Source organism: Botryobacter ruber (assembly GCF_003347595.2).
GTDB lineage: Bacteria > Bacteroidota > Bacteroidia > Cytophagales > Hymenobacteraceae > Pontibacter > Pontibacter ruber_A.
This window is the reverse complement of the sequence record NZ_QCZK02000016.1, coordinates 1-19,854: the sequence shown is the minus strand read 5'-3', so window position 1 is coordinate 19,854 and position 19,854 is coordinate 1. Positions and strand designations below refer to the sequence as shown.

The following is a 19,854-nucleotide window of genomic DNA, read 5'->3' as shown; positions in this document are numbered from 1 at the left end:
GGGTTGCTTGTGTCTGCCGTCGTGCTGGATTCGGGTGTTACACATACGGTGCAATAGATCAGCAGCAGCATAAAAAGCAATGCAATTATAGACATATCGGGGTCATTGACTGGCGTTTTCATATCACTAACATTTAAGAAGCATGAATAAGTAGTTGTACTTTCTGGTTTGTCTAAATAGTCAGTATTTTTTTATTTAGAAGTGTTATTATAGGTATTTATACTGAAATAAACAAACAAATGTTAGGTAATATTAATGTAGAATTCAGGAAAAATTAAAAAAACAATCGTTTGCAAAAATATATGTAAATAGCTGAACTAAAGGTGGATATGATGTGTTATTGCGGGCATTTTTGCAATGCGGGCCTTGTGGTCGATTGGATGGTTTAAATTGTTTCGGTGTAATCCAAATCCTTTCCGTAGGTTTCTTCCAGTGTCAGGATAGAGGCAAGTGCCACCGCCAGCGAGACACCTGCCAGTAAAGCTGCTCCGGGTACCAGCCCGATGCTGTCTTTTAAGTAACTAAAGGCCAGCGAAAGCGGCACGACTGCTCCCCGCACAAAGTTGGGAACGGTGGTGGTAACAGTTGACCGGATGTTGGTGCCGAACTGTTCTGCGGCTATGGTAACAAACACAGCCCAGTAGCCACTGGCAAAGCCAAGGGCAGCGCATAAGGCGTAAAAGCGGGTGATGCTGTAGTTGCTGCTAAGTAGGAAAATTCCGATAAACAGCGCCGTTAGTACCAGGAAGGCCACTACAATGCTGCGCCTGCTTTCGAAGCGCTGGCTCAGGAAACCGCTGGCAAAATCGCCGAACACAAGTCCAATGTAACAGAAGGATACAGCCTTGCCTGCCGATACGGGCGCTTCGATTCCGAGAACAATTCCAAACTCAGGCGAAAACGTGATCAGGATGCCCACTACAAACCAGATAGGGACGCCGGTAAGAATGCATTTCATGTACTTGCTGAAGCGGCTGAAGTTGGTAAACAGGCTCAGAAAGTTTCCACGTGTAACACTTCGCTCCTTCAGGCTATCAAACATGCCCGATTCAAACACCCCGATCCGGAGGAAAAGCAACAGCAGGCCCAGTCCGCCGCCGATAAAGTAAGCTGTTCGCCAGCCAAAGTATTCGCCTACAAAACCGGCCAGAATTGCGCCGGTTATGCCTATGGTAGCCACCACCATGGTGCCATAGCCACGCTTCTCTTTTGGCAGCACTTCCGACACCAGCGTAATGCCCGCGCCAAGTTCTCCGGCCAGGCCTACTCCGGCTACAAACCGCAAAAGAGCATACATGGGAATCGTAGTCACAAAGCCATTCAGGATGTTGGCCACCGAATACAGGAAAATAGAACCGAACAGCACCGAGAGCCGCCCTTTTTTGTCGCCCAGTATGCCCCAGGCAATACCGCCGAGCAACATGCCCGCCATCTGCATGTTCAGGAGCAGCACACCCTCCTCGAGCAGCGCCGTCTGGTCCGTTACCCCCAGCGACTGCAGACTCTGAATCCGGACGATGCTGAACAAAACCAGGTCGTAGATGTCGACGAAGTATCCTAAGGCAGCAACAATAACAGAGGCATTGAACAGGTAGTGCTTGTGCGTTTTGGTGATCGGGTTGCTCATGGCGCTATTTCTGATATAAGGCTTTAAATATAGAGCAAGTAATCGGAAAATTGGTAACGTGAAGGGTGTTTATTCATTTCTGGCAGCAGTAGTGGTTGTGGTGGCAGCTGCAGCAGATTGTTTTGTCAGAACCTGGATTGTAGCAGATTATTGGATTAAGCAGATTGTTTCTGTTAAAATGTAAAATCTGTGAAGTCCTTAATTCTGCTTTAATCCCGGTTCAGATAACCTGTTCCTCCTTAATATGTGCTGCAGCAACGTGCTGTGGATCTAAAGCAAAAGGCCACCGCAACTATGCAGTGGCCTTTCTTATAAATTAATTCTATGCAGGTTGACTAATCCTGGACGATGGTATCGAATTTGATGTCTACATCCGTTTCGCCGGTGTTTATGTTGCTGCTGGCGCTTTTCAGTTTGGGCTGATGTTTTAGTACAATGCGTATGGTGCCGGTGCCGGTAACTTCATCGGTTGTCACGGTTGTTTGCAACCCAAGCGGGCGGCTTTTGTTGTCGGTGTCGGTTGTCTGGATGGTAAGCAGGCTTTGCGGGTCTACCACATAAAACACCTGGTGCTCCTCTCCTTCTTCTCTTACTTCTGCTGTAATATCCACGGTTTTTCCAGTCTGGCTTTCATCCAGAATCGTTAATGTGCCATTATATACCATGTTAGGTTGCAGCGTTAAAGTTTCTTTTGTTTCAGGCTGTCCGCCGGGGCCATCCAGGTCGCGCCAGGTAGCGGATACACTCTGGCCTTTGTCGGTGTCTTCCGGGTCGAGGCGCAAGGTAACGGTGGTGATTAGTTCCTGCTCTTCGTCTGGTTCCGGAACTTCATCATCTTTGCAGGCAGTGATGGTGAGTAAACTTCCGAGGAATAAGAAAGCAAGATAAGGTCTGAATAATGTCTTCATGTTTTTCTGAATTTTTAATTTTTTAATGCCATTACGCATGGCGGTTAATTAACTTCTGGTAAAATGCAGCGGCACCTTTACTCTGAACATAAGGATACGGCCAACTTCATCGGCAAAGAAACGCAGGCGGTTCTGGTAATCGCGGTAGGCTGTGTTTAAAAGATTGCTCCCGGTTACGCCTACCTCCAGTTCCTGTTTGCCTATACGCAGGTTGGTGCCTGCCTCGGCGTGCAGCAGAAAGTAATTAGCGGGTGCCGCCAATACCGGGTCCGACTGCGCATCGGAGCGGTGCTGCCGGGCGACCAGCAATCCGCCTGCTGCCACATAAGCGCCTGATACTGCTTTGCCTGCTTTATCGCTAAACGTATAGCGAAGCGTATTGTCGGTGCGGTCCGGCGAAATGTAGGGCAGAAAGCTGCTGGTCTCTGTGTTCAGGGCGCGAACCACCGACGTTTTATTTTCGAGCACCAGGTTGCCGGTGATGTTGAACCGCAGGCTCAGGTCGCCGCCCCAGAAACGGGCATCGGCCTGTTGGTAATACCCGGTAAGGTAAGCGCCGCTGATGCCCAGGGTGTAGTCCGGAGACAGCTGCAGGTAAATGTAATTGTGTATTAAATTGTGATAGAGACTAAGCTCACCGTTCAGGCGGTGGTTTGAATGGTAAACGAGGGTGCCGGTGGTGCTGATGGCGTTTTCCGATATAAAATCGGGGTTGCCAAACTCAAAGGTAGCGGCACTGTTATGCAGGCCGTTGGCAAACAGCTCGTAGGTGTGCGGCGCCCTGGATGCATAGCTGACAATCCCCTTCAGGATAAGGTGGTAACCCCAGTCATAAATTGCCCCAAAGCTGCCCGAGAAGTTATGAAACACATACTCCGGCCGCAGTACCTGGTTTTGCTCACGGCGTTTTATCGCCAGGTCTTTGTACTCATACCGCACCCCCGACTCTAGCTGCAGGTTGCCTTTGCGCCATTGTTCCTGCCAGAAAACGCCCCAGGTGCTGTTGCGGAAGAAGGGCAGCAGCGCTCTGCCTTCGTAGGTGTTGTTCTGCCAGATGGTGCTGGCGCCGATGCTTCCTGACAAGCCCCCTACCGGCTCATGCTCCCAGACCAGCTCGGTGGTGTGTGTCAGCAGGTCCAGGTTCAGCTCCGGGCTGTCGTCGCGGCGGCGGTGGCGGTCGTACTCCTGCCGGATGTTGTGCTGAAACCCGTAGGTGAACTGCAGTTCTCCCGCCTCACCGGTTTTGTAAGTGCCCTTTGCTTTTGCCAGCTGGTGTGTTACGTCCTGGTAAGGCCGCTCAATGGTGTAGCTGAAGTCGCCGGTTGTTTCGGGCTGTTCGCGGGCAATGGCGTTTGCCAGGTCCGTCAGGTTGCCGATGTGGGCTGCCGAGAGCAAGCCTGTTTTGGTGTGGAAATAGCTGTAATATAACTCCGTGCTGAACCGTGATCGCTTGTAACCTAAGCCTGCCGATATGTTTTGTTCCTCAAATCCGGTGTTATGCAAGCGGTAATCCGGGGTGCGGGCAGAACCGGCTTTCTTCAGCGAGGAGTGCAGGCGCCAGCTCAGGGGCCAGCGGTTCAGTTTTCCTTCTGCCATCCCGGACACCACGCCCATGCGGGTATTGGTGCTGCCGATCAGGCCAATGGCTCCCTTTGCACCGGCTGAGTCGGGCAGCGGGGCCGGGTCTGCCAGTACAATGCCGCCAATGGCATCGGAGCCGTAGCGCACGCCAGCCGCTCCTTTCACCACCGTCAGCTTCCGGGCCATCAGCGGATCAAGTTCAGGAGCGTGTTCGTTGCCCCACTGCTGCGACTCGTGCCGCACACCGTTGTTGATGATGAGCACCCGGTTGCCGAAGAGGCCATGAATAACAGGTTTCGATACATTGGGACCGGTTTGCACAGAACTCACCCCTGTCAGCTTTTTCAGCGACTCGCCCAGCGACAGTCCCTGTGTTTCGGCCAGCTCCCGGCCGGTAAGCGTTTCGGTTGCCTGCGGCTGTTCGTCTGCCTGGCTTCCGACTACCTCTACCGCACCCAGGGTCCTGGAATCGACATGAAGGGTGATGTTGCGCACCGCAGAAGACGAAAGCCTGAACGTGGTGCTGGTTTCTTCATACCCGACATACGTTGCCCGGATGGTATAACTGCCCTGGCACAGGTGATGGAAGTGGTAATTGCCGTATACATCTGTTATGGCAGAGATATTTTTCTCCACCAGCAGGATTGTTGCGCCTACCAACGGCTCACGGGAATCGTGATCTATGGCTTTGCCCGACAAGGTAAGTCCACAGTCCTGTGCTGCTGCAGAAGCGCTAACCTCAGGCTCCTGTGCCAGTGCTGGCAGCAGGATGCCCAGTAGCGCAAACAGCAACAGCAGCTGTTTTATGTTTTTGGTTATCAGCACGTTAAATAAAAATAAAGAAAATTAGCAGCCTGCGCCATGCCGCCTTTACCACTACAGGCACAACCTGTGATGCTAAAGAAGAAAGCCGGGTAAGCTGACAGAAATCGCATTACCGGTGCTGTGACCGGAAATGCAGCTGTTGTAATGCAGCCTGCTTTGCGCAGACAACCTTAGAACGAAAGTACAGCCGTCGGGGCTGCAGGAGGAGGGCCTCTGAGGTAGGCCGTGAAGAGAGAAGATTGCTGGTGTAATCCGGCATAGGTGCTGGTGTAGGCAGAAGTATGCACTACCGGCGTCAGTTCAACGGCGCCTGTAGATGGCTGATAAGGAGCGCCAAACAATTCTGCTACGGCGCAATGTGTGTGCTTCTTGCCGATCTCAGCTTTGTGCGGATCGTGTTGGGTGGTATGCGTCGTGTGCTCGTGGCTGTGCAGGCTCAGCAGCAATACGTCGGGCACCATTGCCCGGACAAAGAGCAGCAGTAAAAAGAGGGCGATATAAGACTTTAGCCGTTGCACCAGCGATACGATATTTTACAAAGGTAGCATAAATTCACCAATGTTGCATTTACGTTGTTATGGTTAATGCAGCTGAAACTTTAGTGAAAATTTTCCTGACTCTAAAAATGTGCCATTCTGTAGGTTGTGGTGTAACTATTATGATTGATGATCAGCAAAAGGTAAGTTAAATCTGACAAGCTGTCACAAAGCGGCGGCAGGCGACTGGTATGGAACAGCATTTGAAATGCTTCGGCAGGAGCAACATCCAACGAAAATCCGGTTACATAAATTTTATTATATCAAGGTATAAACATGGAAGAAAGAGGTAATATTTCGATTCACACCGAGAACATTTTCCCGATTATCAAGAAGTTCCTGTACTCTGACCACGAAATTTTCCTGCGTGAGTTGGTGAGCAACGCGGTAGATGCAACCCAGAAGATCAAACGCCTGGGCGCCATTGGCGAGTATACAGGCGATGTGGGCGAGCTGAAAGTGGTGGTGAGTGTGGATAAAGAGGCCCGTACCATTACCATTGCAGACAGTGGCATCGGTATGACAGCCGAGGAAATAAAGAAATACATCAACCAGATCGCATTCTCGGGCGCTACCGAGTTTGTGGAGCGTTACAAAGACGCTGGCGACAAAAACCAGATTATCGGTCAGTTTGGTCTGGGCTTCTACTCTGCCTTTATGGTGGCCGAGAAAGTAGAACTGGTTACAAAATCGTACCAGGACGGTGCAGCGCCAGCCCGCTGGATATGCGATGGCAGCACCGAGTTTGCAATAGAGGCAGCAGAAAGAGAAAGCCGTGGCACAACCGTGATCCTGCATGTGGCCCAGGATTCGGATGAGTTCCTGGAGGCAGCCCGCATCCGCACCATCCTGAACAAGTACTGCAAATTCCTGCCGGTACCGGTGGAGTTCGAAGGCGAAACCATCAACAACCCGAACCCGATCTGGACGAAGCAGCCTTCTGAACTGACAGACGAAGATTACAAGAATTTCTACAAAGAGCTTTACCCTTTCTCAGAGGCGCCGCTTTTCTGGATACACCTGAACGTAGATTACCCGTTCAACCTTACCGGTATCCTGTACTTCCCTAAAATCAAGAATGAGTTTGAGATGCAGCGCAATAAAATTCAGCTGTACTCCCGCCAGGTGTTTATTACCGACGAGGTAAAAGATGTGGTGCCGGAGTTCCTGATGCTGCTGCACGGTGTTATCGACTCACCGGATATTCCGCTGAACGTGAGCCGCAGTTTCCTGCAGGCCGACACCAACGTGAAGAAGATCAACACTTACATCACGAAAAAGGTAGCCGACAAGCTGAACGATATTTTCAAGAAAGACAGAGCTATTTTCGAGACAAACTGGAGCGACATCAGCGTGTTTGTGAAATACGGCATGCTTTCCGATGACAAGTTCTATGAGAAAGCCAAAGATTTTGTGCTGCTGCAGAACACCGAAGATAAGTTTTACACCATAGAAGAGTACAAAGCGCAGACGCAGGCCGGCCAGACCGACAAGAACGAGCAACTGGTGCTGCTGTACACAACCGATGCCGACAAGCAACATGCTTATGTAGAAGCAGCCAAAAACCGCGGCTACGATGTGCTCAAGTTCGACACCGTTATCGACAGCCACTTTATTGGCATGCTGGAGCAGAAGCTCGAGAAAACAACCCTCAAGCGCGTTGACTCCGAAACTGCCGGCAAACTCATCGAGAAGGACGAGCTGCAGGAAAGCGTACTGAACGACGAGGAGAAAGAGTCGATCAAAAAGATATACGAGCAGGCGATTAGTAACCAGCACATGCAGGTAGAGGTGGCCCCACTTTCTCCGGACGATGCACCCGTTGTCATTACGCTACCCGAGTTTATGCGCCGCATGAAGGACATGAGCCGTACAGGCGGTGGCGGTATGATGTTTATGGGCGACATGCCGGATACCTACAACGTAACCATCAACGCCAACCACAGCATTAACCAGCGCATCCTGAAGGCCAAAGAAGACAACAAGGAGCGCATTGCCCGTCAGGCCTTCGACCTGGCGCTGCTGTCGCAGAACATGCTGTCCGGCTCGGCCCTTACGGCTTTCGTGAAGCGAAGCGTGGAGCTTATCGACAAAGAGTAACGTTTAGCAATAAATACATCAATGGCAGGAAAGGCAGCACCGGTTGGCGCTGCCTTTCTTCGTTAGGGGGCTGGTGCGTAATTGAAACTATGTACCCGCAGGTTTAGTTATAAGGGTAGTTAAAATATTGCTGCATTGGTACGTATATGATTTATGTGCATATTTACGTTGCACTACCAGTTGTTTGGTTAAAACAAAAAAGGCAGCTCAAATTTTTTAATGTCTGATTTATTTTGTCTGGGATGAATTTTTCTTTTCGGTTTATATTTTCTGTAGTGGCAGGATTTTACCTGTTGGCGTTAAGTGGCTGTGGCTCTAGCAAGTTCAACAGCGACTATAACCTGAACCGTGCCATGCAGAAAGAAATGGCTAAAAACAACACTGTGGCCATGGCAGATACTGCCAAACCCATGCTGGAGGAGCCTAAAGAGGAGGTTGAGGAGCAAAAAAAGAAAAAGAAGAAGCGGAACAAGCGCTACTTTATGGGTTATAAAGTAAAGCGCGGCTTTGTGAAGTCCGGCGGCAAAGGCGACAGGCAGATACTGGAAACGTTCAGTTACCTGCGTGATTATGAGGAGCCCAACTCCTATGCGCCGCTGAAATATTTTTTCGATGTAAAAAAGAAAAAGATCTACCGGACAAGCGGTGAGGTAGATCCCGAAAAATTTAAGGTGCTGCACGGTCCTTATAAAAAGAAACAGGGCAAACAGGTGGTGGAAGAAGGCTATTTTTATGTAGGCACCAAACACCTGCGCTGGGAGCGCTACCGCAACAACGACGATCACACGCTTGTCGATAAAGAACACTTTGAAAAAGGGCTGCAGCGCGATGCGATCGTGACTTATTACGACGGAACCAAAAAGATAAAAGAAGTAATCCCATACGAATTCGGCGAAGTGCAGGGTACCTACTACCGCTTCTACGAGAACGGCCAGCTGGAGTGGTCGGGGCAGTACGAGAAGGGGCGCAAAGTTGGCGTCTGGATCAAACATTACGACTTCCGGAACCGCCGCCACTACGAATTCCAGTATCCGAAGACTGCCTACGACGAGCCATTTGAGCCCTTCCTGATAAAAGAGTACGACCGCCACGGCACCACCATTTTCGAAAAAGGAAAGCTGGATAAACGCTCCGCACAGCGGTAATTGTTGTGCAGAGAGAGTGGTGACAGGGGCAGCAGCGTAATTTTGAACAGCAGAGGCATTGGAGGCAGGTGCAGCAGAACAAAATAAGCTCCGGAAGGAGGAAATTATTCTGCTGCACCAGTCACCACTGCCTCTGCTCCTTTTCAGGCCGGTAATAGATACTGTAGTCCGTCTGGTTTCTCTTAGTGAAAAGCATCTTCGATATGGTAAATGACAGGCGTCGTGCCCAGTGTAATGGAGATAATATCGAAGCGGATGTCGTGCTGCCAGTTGGTGTGGTAGATGTAGTTCTCTGCCGCAGCTATCAGTAAGCGTTCTTTTTTGGCGCCTACTGCTTCTTCGGGGTAGCCGAATTTATCCGAAGCGCGTGTTTTTACCTCTACAAATACCAGTATCCCGTTATGTTCGGCAATGATGTCTATTTCGGCCCGCTTATACCGGTAGTTCCGGAAGCGGATGGTATAGCCTTTGGTCCGCAGAAAATTTACAGCGCTGTCTTCACCGCTTTGGCCGGTATGGATGTGATTAGTTTGAGAAGCCATGAAAAACTCATAAATTGCCTCATTCTGAAGAATAAACGGTTTTTCAGCCAGATTTAAATAGGTGTCGTACCCGCTAAAGCCTTTATCAGAGGAACTATATATACCTTTCCTGTGGTTATTAAGTTCAGGTATGCCAGGCGTTGCCGGAGGAGAAACAATTGATAGGAGACAGCAGATTCGTGTTACAAAATAAACAAGTACAGTTTGAGCACCTGGGCCAGATGGATTACAAAGAGGCCTGGGACTACCAGGACCGGCTCTTCAGCCAGGTGCTGGATATAAAGGCCCGGAACAGGGCAGCAGCTCCGGATGCGCAGCTTCCTACACCAAACTACCTGCTGTTCTGTTCGCACCCGCACGTGTACACGCTGGGCAAAAGCGGCCACGAATCGCACCTGCTCATAAGCGAGGAACTGCTCAAAGCCAAAGGCGCTACGTATTATAAGATTAACCGCGGCGGCGATATTACCTACCATGGTCCCGGCCAGATAGTGGGCTACCCCATCCTGGACCTGGACAACTTCTTTACCGACATCCACAAATACCTCCGCTACCTGGAAGAAGCCATCATTCTGACGCTGCAGGACTATGGCCTTACCGCAGGCCGCATTCCGGGGCTGACAGGCGTGTGGCTCGACCACGAGCAGCAGGTAAATCCCCGGAAAATCTGTGCCATGGGCGTGAAGTGCAGCCGCTGGGTAACCATGCACGGTTTTGCCTTCAACATCAACACCGATCTTTCCTATTTTAATAACATAGTACCATGTGGTATAGCCGATAAACAGGTGACTTCGCTGGCCAAAGAGCTGGGCTATGAAGTGGCCCTGGAGGAGGTAGAAGAAAAGCTGCTGAACCACCTGGCAAACCTGTTTGATGCCACCATTACCGTTACAGCAAATGAAAAAAGATATTGAGTTCAATACAGTAGAAGGTGTTTCCATAGCTATAGCCCCCTCGCTTGACGAATCGGGGGAGCAGTTCTGGCATGTATACCTGATCAACAACAACAACTTCCCGCTCGACAACGTATTGGTTGCCTCTAAAGGATATGGCGTGGTAGACGATGTCGAGTTAAAAACTTCCGTACTGCGGCATATGTTCGAAAGGGTAGAACCGAAAAGCTTTGTGCTGATAGAGCCCATAGATCCGGCCATCTTTCATATCAACAATGAGTACTGGGTGAGCTACTATGTAGCCACTAAAATATATGATAAGAAGTATGTGTTTGTGCCTGACTCTATTACCGAAGATAACCTGATAGATATAAGCCTGTTACAGATGCAGGGTGTGCTGCATACTTAAAACTCGCAGCTCCTGGGGCTATTATGGGCCTGTTTAGTTAATATAAATTTACTATCTGCATTAAAGTAATACTTAATGTTCATAACCTGTGCCGCAATCTTTTAAAATGACTGACGTTGCGGATAAACTTTCGAAGTACAGAAAAAATGTATTTCTTTGCCTTGCAGATCAAACTTATGGATCAGAGACTCTTACCACTTATACTAGCTTCCAGCTGGGCTTTTCTTATAGCCATCTTTGCTGTTCCGTCTATTATCAGGGTAGCCCATCTTAAAAATATACTGGATCAACCGAATTTCAGAACCGTACACGAAACCCTGACGCCTCGCTTGGGTGGTGTGGCTATGTTTGCCGGTTTTATGTCGGCGCTTACTATTTTTACAGATCTCGATAATGGGGTGCAGCAGCTGCTGGCAGGTTGCATTATCCTCTTCTTTATCGGGATGAAGGACGACCTGATCACCATCTCTGCACTGAAAAAGTTTGCAGTGCAGCTGTTGGCTACCGGAATAGTTATGTTTATGGCCGATATCCGCATTACCAGCTTCCAGGGAATTTTCGGAATAGGCGAACTGCCGATTGGCATGAGTTACGGCTTTACGTTTCTGGTAATAGTGGGCATAACCAATGCCATTAACCTGATTGACGGGCTGGACGGACTGGCCGGAAGCATTGTGTTAATTATCAGTGCCACCTTTGGCATTTGCTTTTTTCTGTATGGCGGGGTGTCCTACAGTAATTATGCCGCTGTCGCTTTCTGCCTGATTGGTGGTATACTGGGCTTCCTGCGCTACAACTTTCATAAAGCCAGTATCTTTATGGGAGATACGGGGTCGCTGCTTTGTGGGTTTATTGTTTCTATTCTGGCTATTCAGTTTATCGAAATGCGGGAAGTGCCCTCGTCGCCGTCTGTGGCACTGGGTATACTGTTTGTCCCGCTGTTCGATACCTTTCGCGTTTCCGCCATCCGTATTTTAAAAGGAAAGTCTCCGTTTGCCCCCGACAGGAACCACATCCATCACCGGTTGCTGGCGATGGGCTTTAACCAGATTTCTACTGTCCTGATCCTGGCCTTCATCAACTTGTTGGTTATCCTGTTTGTTTTTAACTATAGCGGCTGGGGTAATCCGAATATATTGCTGACGCTGTTGGTTTTCTCAGTGGTGTTGAGTATATTTTTAGGAGTATACAAATCGCGGAGTGCGCAGAGTGTTCAAAAAGTATAGCGGCGGCAACAGATTTTTCTGGCTCCTGCTGGCCCTTGCAAGCATTGCATGGCCCCTGCAGGCACAAGTGCTTCCCCTGGACCAGAAGAACACGATTACGGCCAACTGGCTGGTGCAGGAGCCGGGGGCAACGCAGCTTGTGCCCTATGTGGCCGAACTGCATTCCTCTCATCATGCAGTGCACCAGTGGCTCTCCATTACTACTTCGCAACCATTTTTAGTTGGTTTTACAGCTAAAAAAGATCAGTGCCTCTTTCTGAACAACCAGTTGATTTTTGTGGCTGATTCGGCGCATACCTACATGCTGGACCTGTCGCAGCACGTAGGCAACATAGAGCCGGTCGAAGGAAAATACCTGCTTACGGTGTGGCATCCGTCGCAGCACCCGAATGTGAGCACCTTCAGGAACCAGGTAAGTGTGCGGGATGCCCTGCAGCAGCTGAACCGGCGCCCGCTAACGGTGCGGGTGCGGGAGTACGTAAACCAGAACGCCTTTATTATTTTCCTGCTGCTGATCTGCCTGTTGTATGGCAGCCTGAAAGTTACCTTCCCTGCCGATTTCAGCAGCATTTTCAGTTTATGGATCCTGAACCGGCCTGATTCCAGCCAGGATATGTATGTCCGGTCTATTACCTGGTCCGGTATCCTGTTTATTGTAACGTTCTCGCTTTCGCTGGCCCTGGTTATTGCCGCCATACATACCAATATTCAGCATTTCCTGCTGTTTAACCAGCTTTTTCCTGTTTCAGAAGCAGATATTACGACCAAAATTCTTTTTTACGCAGCACTTATTTTTCTCTTTATCCTGTTAAAGTACATTTTCCTGAGTATTATGGGGTTCATATTCGGGCTGGAGCAGGTAGTACCTTTGCAGTACCAGGAGTTTTTGAGGACTACGCTTTTCCTGGGCCTTTTTCTGCCGGTTGTGATGCTGGTGTACCTGGCTTTTAATGCGACCATGCCCGAAAGGGTTATCCACATTTCCAATCTGGCTGTTACACTGCTGCTGGTATTAACGATGGTTCGTGTGTTTGATGCAGTAAATAAAAAAGCGCCGGTACTAAATTTGCATTTATTTTCATACCTTTGCGCCACGGAAGTAATCCCGCTGGCAATAATGCTAAAATTAATAGTTTTTAACTACTAAAAACTGATGATTCAGCAGGTTAGCCGGCTTGGCAGGCGATCAATTAATAACCTCATCATAAAATATGGCTGACAGTAAAGAAAGGGCAGGAGCAAATCCAGACAGACATAATATTCCGATAAAAAGTATTCTGGTAACACAACCGCAGCCTACCACCGAAAACTCACCGTATTTGTCTATTGCTGAAAAGTATGGTATCAAAGTAGATTTCAGGGCTTTTATCGAAGTAGAACCTGTTCCTTATAAGGAGTTCCGAAAAGACAAGGTTGACATTCTGGCACATACCGCAGTTATCTTTACAAGCCGTAATGCCGTTGACCATTTTTTCAGAATCTGCCAGGAAAGTAAAATTGAGATGCCGGCAGATATGAAATACTTCTGTATTTCGGACCAGACGGCTTACTACCTGCAGAAGTACATTGTGCTGCGCAAGCGCAAGTTATTTGTGGGCGAGAAAACGGCTAAGGATCTTTTTGAGGTCATAAAGAAGCATAAGAACGAAAAATTCCTTTTCCCGTGCTCTAACATCCGCAAAGACGATATTCCAAGTTTCCTGGCTGCAAACAAGATTAAGTTTACAGAGGCTATTATTTATAAAACAGTGGCTGCCGATTTATCTGATCTGGATGATGTAACGTATGATTGCATCGCCTTTTTCAGTCCATCCGGTATTACCTCGTTGTTTATCAACTTTCCGGAATTTAAACAAAACAATACCCGGATAGCTGCCTTTGGACCTACCACTGCCAAAGCGGTGCGCGATGCAGGATTGGAGTTAGACATTGAGGCCCCTATGCCCAATGCGCCTTCCATGACAGGAGCGATAGAGGTTTATATCCAGAATCAGAAACTTAATGCAAAAAAATAAGTTACAATTGTAACTTTTGTGCTTCAATCTCATACAACTAGAACGCAAATGCGGGTGACAGCCTTTGGCCTGCCTGCTTTTGCGTTTTACCATTTAATAAGGTATATTTGATTATCAGGATGCCTCTATATTTTAACTGTTAGTTTAAACCAGCTTGCAGCAACAGCCTATGAGAAAGCTTATCCTCATTTTAGCATTGGTGTTGTGCTGTCAGCCCCTTTTGTGGGCGCAGCAACAGCCTCAATTTAGTCATTATGGCTTCAATGGGATGTTCTTAAGCCCGGCTTATGCAGGTATAACAAACCGGCCCGAGGTACTGTCGCTTTATCGTTATCAGTGGCTTGGCTATAACCCCTCCTTCGACGATGGCGGCTCTCCACAGTCGCTTCTGCTTACGGCCCACACGCCGGTTCCTTTCCTGAAGGGAGGCGCAGGCGTTCAGTTTCTGCGCGACAGGGTAGGTAATACCACCATAACCAGTGCGGCGCTCTCCTACTCGCAGCACCTGAAAATTGGTGCGGGCAAACTTGGCATAGGCATACAGGGCAATATCGGGAATATTAAACAGGGAAATTACAGAGCCAACGATGCAAACGATCCGAGTGTGCCGTTTAACAGTTCAGATACAAAGTATGATCTGGGGGCAGGGCTTTGGTATGAATCTGCAACATTTTATGCCGGAGGCGGAGTAACAAATTTGCTGCAATCGCAGTATGAGTTTGCAGACGCTGCCGGTACCGGTACAGGAACGGTTACAGGTGAACGACATTATTTCCTGACCGCAGGCTATCACCTGCCACTGACAAACCAGTTAGTGCTGACACCCACTGCTTTGCTGAAGCATGACTCCGAAACATCTTCATTTGATGTAGGCGGAAGAGTAACGTTTGACGATAGATACTGGGGTGGCCTAAATTACAGGTACCAGGAGGCGGTTGGAGCCCTTCTGGGAATTGCCCTGCTCCAGGATAATGCTTTAAGAGTAGGATATGCAATTGATTTTCTTACTTTTAACCAGGCAGCCAAAGCTCCTACTTCACACGAAATAATGCTTTCTTACAGGCTTCCTGAGCCGATTACAAGAGTCAGGCCTCCCATCCGAACCCCCCGATATAATTTCATAAGATAAACTTTATACAAAAATATTTGTATACTATAGGATATTTCTATAAATAGTACATGAAAAAATAACTATAGCAATGATAATAAACGCTGATTAAAATCGTTCAAATTTTATACTAAAGAGTTGGAATCAATTGCTTTTTATTTAGGTATATAACCTATATATTTGCTAGTCTTCTAAACGTGTAGCTAAAAAGAATACTAAAAAACTTTACTTTTTTAAGTTATTATGAATAAATCAATAAAGCTGTCTCTTTTTGCTGTGGCAGTGCTATTGCTCGCAAGTTGTGGAATGAGAAAAGGTCCTCAGGGAGATCTTGTTGGAGCAGTGGACCGGCCGGAGTATAATCCACAGGAGGTGCCCTATGGTATGGTGCCGTGTCCTGGCGGAACTTTTCATATGGGCCAGGCAGACCAGGATATAGCTGCATCCATGGCTAACCTGAACAAGCAGGTTACCATTGGCGGGTTCTATATGGATGAAACCGAAATCACAAACAACGAATACCGCCAGTTCATGGAAGTGATGCGGCAGGATTCCCTGGATGTGCTGGGCGAAGAGTTTGTGATGACGCAGCTTTATCCGGATACAACAGTATGGGTGCGGGATTTTACTTACCACATGGGCGACCCCCTGATGGAGTATTATTACTCACACCCTGCTTTTGATGATTACCCGGTAGTAGGTGTGGACTGGTTTGCCGCACAATACTTCAGCGAGTGGCGCACGAAACACAAAAATCAGGCAAATGCGGATGCTGGTTTAGCGCCAGTGCCAAAATTCCGCCTGCCATCAGAAGCGGAGTGGGAATATGCTGCCCGCGGCGGAAGAGATATGGCGGTGTATCCGTGGGGTGGACCGTACCTACGCAATGCAAAAGGCTGTCTGCTGGCTAACTTCAAACCAGGCCGCGGCGATTACTACAGCGATGGCTTTACTTACACCTCGCCGGTTGCCCAGTTCTTCCCGAACGATTTTGGATTATATGATATGGCCGGTAACGTAGCGGAGTGGTGCGAAGATGCTTATTCTGATGCTACTGTGCCGATCACCTGGGACCTGAACCCGCGCTACAAAGACGACAACGAACCGCGCAAAGTGGTTAGAGGTGGTTCCTGGAAAGATATAGCCTATTTCCTGGAGACAGGTACGAGAAATTTTGAGTACCAGGATTCCGCCAGGTCGTACATTGGTTTCAGAAATTCATTAATTTACATCGGAAGATCATCCGGACAGGAACTAAATTAATTTAATTGCACTTACACAACAAAACTTAATTAAAAAAACTCTTATCATCGTTCACAATTAACAAAAAGAAAAAATGAGCAAAGCTAGAGGTCGCAATTTCTTATACGACGTTTTAATGCCTAAAGTATATGGTCTTGGTGCGGCTGTGGTTATCTTGGGTGCATTGTTTAAACTGATGCACTGGAATTATGGCGACGAAATGCTGATCGCGGGTCTTGGTACCGAGGCTATCATCTTTGCCCTGAGTGCGTTTCAGCCTGTTCATGCAGAGCCGGATTGGGCAAGGGTATACCCGCAGTTAGCCGACGATTATGCCGGAGAAGCATTAATACCTGCTTCTGCAGCAACTTCAGGAGGTGTGTCGCTTTCTAAAAAACTGGACGACATGATGAGCGATGCAGACATCACGCCGGATACCATCCAGCGCCTGGGCCTCGGATTGAACAGGTTAAGTGATACAACTGCTCAAATGGCCGATCTTAGCCAGGCGACAGCGGTAACGCAGGATTATACGGTAAGAGTAAAAGCAGCTACAGACTCTTTAGAAAAAATAAATGTAGCTTATTCAGAAACTGCCAATGCTATCTCTCAACTGGCTGGCTCTACAGTAGATGCTAAGGAATACCACAACCAGATTCAGAGCATGACCAAAAACCTGGGTGCCCTGAACGCGGTGTATGAAATGGAACTACAGGATGCCAACAACCACATGAGAGCAATGAGCAAGTTCTACGGCAACCTGAGCGCAGCCATGGAAAACCTCTCTGATGCAAGCAAAGACACAGAACAGCTGAAGGATGAAGTAGGCAAACTGACTAAAAACCTGTACTCGCTCAATAACGTGTACGGCAATATGCTTACAGCTATGAAAGGCTAATGCGTCTTAATTAATTCAGAAAATTATAAAGCAAAGCAATAACGAGTAAAAATGGCTGGAGCTAAAGAGACACCACGGCAGAAGATGATCGGTTTGATGTACCTAGTACTGACCGCCATGCTCGCCCTAAACGTAAGCTCTGCAATCCTTTTGAAGTTTGAGTTCCTCGACAACAGTCTGAAAGAGATGAACAACAAAACTTCAGCAGACCATGCAGATGTTTTATCCAGTATCCGATCAACCGTTGAGGAAGGTGCGACTACTGCAAGTGATAAACGCGTTTTGGCAAGTGCAGACGCCGTACGGGATGAAACAAAGAAAATCATTACCTATATACGTGGTATAAGAGAAGAATTAGTTAAAGCTTCCGGCGGTATAAGCCCGGAAACTGGTCATTATGTAAACCCGACAGCAGACGATGCTGTGGCCAGAACCATGATTGGTGCTGCAGACAAAAGAAACGGGTTTGCCTATGACCTGAAGAACAAGCTGGATGCTTACATGAAGTTTCTGCGCGAGACCACGCCGCACCCTGACAAGTTAAAGTTACCGAACAGTATCGCGTTAAGTGGTAGCGAGGACCCGGTTGCTAAGTTAGACAAAGCGCAGAAAAACAAAGATTTTGCAGAACTTAACTTTGAGCAGACGCCGATGGTGGCGGCACTCGCAGTGCTTTCGCAAAAGGAATCTGAGATTTTAAAGTACGAAGCCGATGTGCTGCAACAGCTTGCCAGTGAGGTAGGTGCAGAAATTATCAAGTTCGAGAAAATATTTGCGATGGCCCGCGCCGAATCTAAAGTAGTTGCGGCCGGTACAAAGTATAAAGCAGATATGTTTATCGCGGCTTCTTCTGATGCCATCACCCCGAAAATGACATTCCAGGGCAAACCAATACCTGTGAAGGATGGAAAAGGCGTGATTGAATTTACCGCTTCAGCCTCTAATTATGATGCGGAAGGTAATTCAAAGCAGACCTGGAAAGGCCAGATTACCATAAACCAGAACGGACGTGACACCACTTTTATGGTAACGGAGGAATATATTGTAGCAAAACCTGTAATCCAGATACAATCTGCTTCTGTTCAGGCGTTATACTTTCAGTGCGCCAATGAGCTGAATGTGCAGGTGCCAGCTTTGGGAGCAGTTTATGACCCGAGCTTTAGCGCTTCCGGTGCAACGGCTGTAAAAGGTGCCAAAAAAGGAATGGTGACACTTATTCCGAGTGCTACTGAGGTAAAACTGAATGTAAGCAGCGGCGGCAATAACATCGGCTCTGAAACGTTTAAAGTACGTCCGATTCCTAAACCAGAAATTGTGCCACTGGTAAACGGAAGACCGATCGATGTAAAACGCGGCGTTCCGGCAGCTTCCTTCCGACAAGTGACCATTGATGCTGTTGCAGACGAAGGATTTAAACAATTACTTCCCAAAGATGCCAACTTCAGGGTAATGAAATGGAGAGCTTATTTGGTAAGAGGTAATGCTCCGATTGACCAGGGCGAGTTTAATGGCCCTAGCGCAAACCTGACAAACTTTGCAGCAAAAGCCAGCAAAGGAGACCGAATCGTGATTGAGGTACTGGATGTGAAGCGGTTGAATTACCAGAACAGGGCAGTAGATGTCAATGTAGGTCAGCCAAACTTCAGTGTTCCGCTGAATTAATAAGCAAGAAGTATGAAATTAGTTAAAATAATAGGAGTAGCTGCAGGCGTTATGTTCTCGGTAGGAACTATGGCGCAACAGGTGCCAAGCACTGCAGATAGCAGAGCTTCGGTAAGGCCCATCCCCGACTCAGACGTGATGTTCAAAAAAATCGTCTGGCGGAAGATAGACCTGCGTGAAAAGCAGAATAAGCCTATGTTCTCCGAAAATAAAGAGATCACCAAAATTATTATTAATGCGGTGAAAAGCGGGGAACTGACAGCCTATAAAAGCGATTCGCTGAATACGCCTCTTACGCAGGAGGAGTTTTCCACGAACATGAGTGTGAGAGATACAGAGGGTGGTTTATCTGAGGAAGAAAAAGCAGCTGGTTTTGGGCAGCAACAAGCGGCAGACGATCCATGGGCAACAGCTCTTGGGAATAATGCTACCCAAACAAGTACAGCTCCTGTTAGTATAGAATACTTCCCGAAGCAATTGTATTTGCTGGAACTGAAAGAAGAGGTAATATTCGATAAGAAGCGCTCGCGCATGTACCACGATATTCAGTCTATCAGCATAAAGTTGCCTTCTACGCTTAACCCGCTTGGTTTTGAGCAGAATATTGCCACGTTTAAAATGAGCGATCTGGCACGTATTTTCAAAAATGAAGCCAACAAGGATGTAGCGATCTGGTACAATGCCCAGAACGAAGCAAAGCACATCAATCTGGCAGATGCTTTTGACCTGTGGCTGTTTAGCTCGTATATTACCAAAATATCAAACCCAGGCAACAGAGCCCTGTCTGATATTTATGGAGCCGGACAAAAAGGCTTGCTCGCCTCACAGGACGCAGCGGAAGCTTTGATAGAATTTGAGTACAGTCTTTGGAGTTATTAGACACACAAGTAGCTTGAAATGTTAAAGGGAAGTTCACAGAACTTCCCTTTTTTTATGCAGGATATTTATACCAGATAGTATTTAATCAGTTCCACAAAACTACTCCTACTTTGTCAACGCGTAGGGGATCTCATACCTTTACCACAAGCGTATACAGTACAAATTTTATATACTTTTAAAAGACAGATGCAGGAAGGTAACTATAGGGAATCTACATACACTTGGTGATATGGACCACAAGGAATCTCCTTCCTGTAT

General features: G+C 47.9%; 17 protein-coding genes. 12 read left to right on the top strand and 5 right to left on the bottom strand.

Annotation, left to right across the window (positions count from 1 at the left end; translation table 11 throughout):
• Positions 1-385: 385 nt before the first annotated feature.
• From DCW36_RS03655 to DCW36_RS03640, 4 genes are all read right to left on the bottom strand, one after another.
• The gene (locus DCW36_RS03655; protein WP_114782846.1) at positions 386-1,627 is read right to left on the bottom strand and encodes an MFS transporter; all 1,242 of its coding nucleotides are present in this window, start codon (positions 1,625-1,627) and stop codon (positions 386-388) included.
• A gap of 335 nt (positions 1,628-1,962) precedes the next feature.
• Entirely contained in the window at positions 1,963-2,535 is a 573-nt protein-coding gene (locus DCW36_RS03650) for a hypothetical protein (protein WP_125185433.1), read from the bottom strand.
• Between the two features lie 48 nt (positions 2,536-2,583).
• Positions 2,584-4,941, bottom strand: a complete 2,358-nt coding sequence (locus DCW36_RS03645; RefSeq protein ID WP_114782844.1) for a TonB-dependent receptor — start codon at positions 4,939-4,941, stop codon at positions 2,584-2,586.
• A 170-nt stretch (positions 4,942-5,111) separates the two neighbouring features.
• Positions 5,112-5,459 (bottom strand): hypothetical protein, encoded by a 348-nt coding sequence (locus DCW36_RS03640; protein ID WP_125185432.1) that lies wholly within the window; start codon positions 5,457-5,459, stop codon positions 5,112-5,114.
• 294 nt (positions 5,460-5,753) lie between these two features.
• Here DCW36_RS03640 and htpG point away from each other — a divergent pair, with 294 nt between their 5' ends.
• Positions 5,754-7,577: a molecular chaperone HtpG gene (htpG, locus tag DCW36_RS03635; protein ID WP_114782842.1), complete on the top strand. Its 1,824-nt coding sequence runs from the start codon at positions 5,754-5,756 to the stop codon at positions 7,575-7,577.
• A 242-nt stretch (positions 7,578-7,819) separates the two neighbouring features.
• Positions 7,820-8,722: a toxin-antitoxin system YwqK family antitoxin gene (locus DCW36_RS03630; RefSeq protein ID WP_114782841.1), complete on the top strand. Its 903-nt coding sequence runs from the start codon at positions 7,820-7,822 to the stop codon at positions 8,720-8,722.
• Between the two features lie 182 nt (positions 8,723-8,904).
• Here DCW36_RS03630 and DCW36_RS03625 read toward each other — a convergent pair whose 3' ends face one another.
• On the bottom strand, positions 8,905-9,264 hold the full coding sequence (locus tag DCW36_RS03625) for a YraN family protein (protein ID WP_114782840.1): 360 nt from the start codon (positions 9,262-9,264) through the stop codon (positions 8,905-8,907).
• 221 nt (positions 9,265-9,485) lie between these two features.
• Between DCW36_RS03625 and lipB the strand changes: the two genes are divergently transcribed.
• The 10 genes from lipB to porN all read left to right on the top strand — a co-directional run bounded on the left by lipB (position 9,486) and on the right by porN (position 19,596).
• Entirely contained in the window at positions 9,486-10,178 is a 693-nt protein-coding gene (gene lipB / locus DCW36_RS03620) for a lipoyl(octanoyl) transferase LipB (protein WP_240676038.1), read from the top strand.
• Positions 10,162-10,566, top strand: coding sequence for a hypothetical protein (locus DCW36_RS03615; protein WP_114782838.1), 405 nt, complete (start codon positions 10,162-10,164; stop codon positions 10,564-10,566). The genes lipB and DCW36_RS03615 overlap by 17 nt, the downstream gene beginning before the upstream one ends.
• 176 nt (positions 10,567-10,742) lie before the next feature.
• Positions 10,743-11,792 (top strand): MraY family glycosyltransferase, encoded by a 1,050-nt coding sequence (locus tag DCW36_RS03610; protein WP_240676037.1) that lies wholly within the window; start codon positions 10,743-10,745, stop codon positions 11,790-11,792.
• Positions 11,776-12,939, top strand: a complete 1,164-nt coding sequence (locus tag DCW36_RS03605; RefSeq protein WP_114782837.1) for a DUF4271 domain-containing protein — start codon at positions 11,776-11,778, stop codon at positions 12,937-12,939. The genes DCW36_RS03610 and DCW36_RS03605 overlap by 17 nt, the downstream gene beginning before the upstream one ends.
• 64 nt (positions 12,940-13,003) lie before the next feature.
• Complete coding sequence (locus DCW36_RS03600) at positions 13,004-13,807, top strand: uroporphyrinogen-III synthase (RefSeq protein ID WP_114782836.1); 804 nt, start codon at positions 13,004-13,006, stop codon at positions 13,805-13,807.
• A gap of 169 nt (positions 13,808-13,976) precedes the next feature.
• Entirely contained in the window at positions 13,977-14,936 is a 960-nt protein-coding gene (locus DCW36_RS03595; protein ID WP_114782835.1) for a PorP/SprF family type IX secretion system membrane protein, read from the top strand.
• 222 nt (positions 14,937-15,158) lie between these two features.
• A complete protein-coding gene (porK, locus tag DCW36_RS03590) occupies positions 15,159-16,178 on the top strand; it encodes a T9SS ring complex lipoprotein PorK/GldK (RefSeq protein ID WP_114782834.1) in 1,020 nt (339 codons plus the stop codon).
• Positions 16,179-16,251: 73 nt separating this feature from the next.
• Positions 16,252-17,055, top strand: coding sequence for a type IX secretion system motor protein PorL/GldL (porL, locus tag DCW36_RS03585; protein ID WP_114782833.1), 804 nt, complete (start codon positions 16,252-16,254; stop codon positions 17,053-17,055).
• Between the two features lie 51 nt (positions 17,056-17,106).
• Complete coding sequence (gene porM / locus DCW36_RS03580; RefSeq protein ID WP_114782832.1) at positions 17,107-18,717, top strand: type IX secretion system motor protein PorM/GldM; 1,611 nt, start codon at positions 17,107-17,109, stop codon at positions 18,715-18,717.
• 12 nt (positions 18,718-18,729) lie between these two features.
• On the top strand, positions 18,730-19,596 hold the full coding sequence (gene porN, locus DCW36_RS03575) for a type IX secretion system ring subunit PorN/GldN (protein ID WP_114782831.1): 867 nt from the start codon (positions 18,730-18,732) through the stop codon (positions 19,594-19,596).
• Positions 19,597-19,854: the final 258 nt, after the last annotated feature.

Excerpts from the sequence above, each read along its gene's own strand:
- DCW36_RS03655 (WP_114782846.1), bottom strand. The coding sequence starts at position 1,627 with ATGAGCAACCCGATCACCAAAACGCACAAGCACTACCTGTTCAATGCC.
- DCW36_RS03650 (WP_125185433.1), bottom strand. The coding sequence starts at position 2,535 with ATGAAGACATTATTCAGACCTTATCTTGCTTTCTTATTCCTCGGAAGT.
- htpG (WP_114782842.1), top strand. The coding sequence starts at position 5,754 with ATGGAAGAAAGAGGTAATATTTCGATTCACACCGAGAACATTTTCCCG.
- DCW36_RS03630 (WP_114782841.1), top strand. The coding sequence starts at position 7,820 with ATGAATTTTTCTTTTCGGTTTATATTTTCTGTAGTGGCAGGATTTTAC.
- DCW36_RS03625 (WP_114782840.1), bottom strand. The coding sequence starts at position 9,264 with ATGGCTTCTCAAACTAATCACATCCATACCGGCCAAAGCGGTGAAGAC.
- lipB (WP_240676038.1), top strand. The coding sequence starts at position 9,486 with ATGGATTACAAAGAGGCCTGGGACTACCAGGACCGGCTCTTCAGCCAG.
- DCW36_RS03615 (WP_114782838.1), top strand. The coding sequence starts at position 10,162 with ATGAAAAAAGATATTGAGTTCAATACAGTAGAAGGTGTTTCCATAGCT.
- DCW36_RS03610 (WP_240676037.1), top strand. The coding sequence starts at position 10,743 with ATGGATCAGAGACTCTTACCACTTATACTAGCTTCCAGCTGGGCTTTT.
- DCW36_RS03600 (WP_114782836.1), top strand. The coding sequence starts at position 13,004 with ATGGCTGACAGTAAAGAAAGGGCAGGAGCAAATCCAGACAGACATAAT.
- DCW36_RS03595 (WP_114782835.1), top strand. The coding sequence starts at position 13,977 with ATGAGAAAGCTTATCCTCATTTTAGCATTGGTGTTGTGCTGTCAGCCC.
- porK (WP_114782834.1), top strand. The coding sequence starts at position 15,159 with ATGAATAAATCAATAAAGCTGTCTCTTTTTGCTGTGGCAGTGCTATTG.
- porL (WP_114782833.1), top strand. The coding sequence starts at position 16,252 with ATGAGCAAAGCTAGAGGTCGCAATTTCTTATACGACGTTTTAATGCCT.
- porM (WP_114782832.1), top strand. The coding sequence starts at position 17,107 with ATGGCTGGAGCTAAAGAGACACCACGGCAGAAGATGATCGGTTTGATG.
- porN (WP_114782831.1), top strand. The coding sequence starts at position 18,730 with ATGAAATTAGTTAAAATAATAGGAGTAGCTGCAGGCGTTATGTTCTCG.